We start from the raw sequence: 2,202 nt of genomic DNA on the forward strand, positions 1-2,202 counted from the left end.
GTGAGCGTCAAATAGCCCCCACCTAGCAGTCAGATGGGAGCAAGTGTATGATGGATGAAGATTACGTGACGCGGCAAGAGTCCGGAAGTGACGGTGACCACGGCATAAAGGGTTCTAATGCCTGGGCGTCTCGAGGATTCGCAAGCTGAGGCAGTTCCTCGAACAGGTACATGAGATACCGGAACGGATGCAACCCGTTTTCTTTTGCCGTCTCGATCACGCTGTAGATTGCTGCGCTGGCGGCAGCCCCCCGTGGGGTATTCGCAAACAGCCAATTTTTGCGCCCGATCACAAACGGCTTGATCGAACGCTCGCTGCGATTGTTGTCGATCTCTAGCCGTCCGTCCTTCAGGAATGCCGTGAGCTTCTCCCATTGGTTCAAGCTGTAAGCAATCGCTTGGCCAATCAAACTTTTAGGCATCGTCCGGGATTTCTGCTGGCGCAGCCACGCATAGTAAGTATCCAGCACCGGACGGCTTCGCTCTGTGCGTGCCTTGTGACGTTCTTCCGGCGTAGCCTCCTGCAGTTGTCGTTCTATTGCAAAGAGCTGGTTGCAATACGCTAGCCCTTGGGCAGCTACTATTTCCGGATTGCCTTTGGCTTCCGACGCAGCTTTCAGCGCTTCGTCATACTTGCGACGCGCATGCGCCCAGCATCCCACCAACGTGACGCCTGTCACCTTGTGGTAACCCGGATAACCGTCTACATGCAGGTAGCCTTTGAAGCCCGAGAGGAAGTTCCGCGGATGCTCCCCGCCGCGCGTCCGCTGGTAGTCGTAGATGACCGCTGGCTGTGCACCGCGCCCCGTCCGATACAACCACAGATACGAGGCGGATTCCGCCGATTTCCCCGGCTCCCGCAGCACCTGCAGCGTCGTCTCGTCCGCATGCAGTGTTTCTTGCTTCAGCAAATATCTCTTCATTTCCGATACAACCGGCATCAGCCACTGCTCTGCGCCGTAGATCATCCAGTTCGCCATGGTTTGGCGCGACAACGTGTAGCCCAGACGGGCAAACTGCTGCTCCTGCCGATGTAGGGGCAGACTGTCCACGTACTTCTGGCACATCACATGTGCCATCGCGGAAGGAGAAGCCAAACTACCCGGATACACGGGCTTCGGCATCGGAGCGGTCACGATTGGCGTCTTGATCTCATGGCGTTCGCAATGGCGGCAGGCGTACACCTGCCGCACATGACGAACGACCTTTACTTGCGGAGGCACGATGGCGATTTCGCTGCGTGTCTCGGTACTCATCTCGTGCAGCGAACCACCGCAGCAGGCGCAGATTTGCTCGCCTTCCGCAAGTTGGTACGTCACCGTTTCGACCGGCAGCTTGGACAGATCCTCTTCGCGCTTGCCGGTCGTTTTCCGGCGCTCGTAGGTAACCTTTTCCATTTCAGGCTCTTGTCCTGCAGGCGTGGCCAGAATTTCCGCTTCATTAAACAGGTTCAGTTCCAACTGATCCGGGTCTGTTTTTTCGCTGGAAGCGCCGAAGCGCTTCTGCTGCGCGAGACGAAACTGTTCCTCGTACCATTTGAGTTTGGCCGACAGTTCGGCATTTTGTTGTTCCAGCCTGGCATTTTGCTGCTGGAGTTGTTCCAGGGTGAGCGTTTCCGTTTCGTTTTTCATACCGTTTTATTTCGACAAGCTGTGGGGAATTTCCTGCCTACGGTTTCTATATGTCAGATCGCGACTTCCGGTGAGACAGGGGAATGGGCGTGGCGCTGTGTGAGTGAAAGACCATCGAGCAGCCAGCGCAGTTCCCGCTGCGTTAAGCAAAGTGGGGAACTGCCGCCAGAGGGCCACTGAAAAGTCCCACGTTCTAGACGGCGATAGTAGAGCCAGAAGCCGGCATGATCCCATTGCAGGATTTTGAGTTTGTCCCGTCTGCGATTACAAAACACAAACAGCGCGGTGGAGAAGGGATTTAGTTCAAACTGTCCCTGAACAATTGCTGCCAAGCCGTCAATGGATTTGCGCATGTCTGTGGAGCCGCAGGCCAGATATACCTGTGAAGCAGCAGCCAGACTCAGCATCCGGCCCCCAGTGCAGCGACCACATCGCGGAGCAGTTGCGGTTCGAAGCCCGGACGTACAACAATGCGGGCGGATCCGACCTGTACCCATAATGGATCGTTCTCCGGCTCCGGTGACGTGACGGTCACGGCGCGGAAGGTTGCAGAGGCTGATGCCAGGTTCTGC

At 56.5% G+C, this 2,202-nt stretch carries 2 protein-coding genes; both read right to left on the minus strand.

The genetic code is table 11. The features are described 5' to 3' along the window. Positions 1 to 61: 61 nt before the first annotated feature. On the minus strand, positions 62 to 1,630 hold the full coding sequence (tnpC, locus tag ACZYR9_RS27290) for an IS66 family transposase (protein WP_488981475.1): 1,569 nt from the start codon (positions 1,628 to 1,630) through the stop codon (positions 62 to 64). A gap of 53 nt (positions 1,631 to 1,683) precedes the next feature. Beyond that, positions 1,684 to 2,127 carry an IS66 family insertion sequence element accessory protein TnpB gene (tnpB, locus tag ACZYR9_RS27295; protein WP_488981476.1) on the minus strand — a complete coding sequence of 148 codons (444 nt, stop codon included), beginning with the start codon at positions 2,125 to 2,127 and terminating at the stop codon, positions 1,684 to 1,686. Positions 2,128 to 2,202 lie beyond the last annotated feature (75 nt).

This window comes from Paenibacillus sp. F024 (assembly GCF_057814255.1).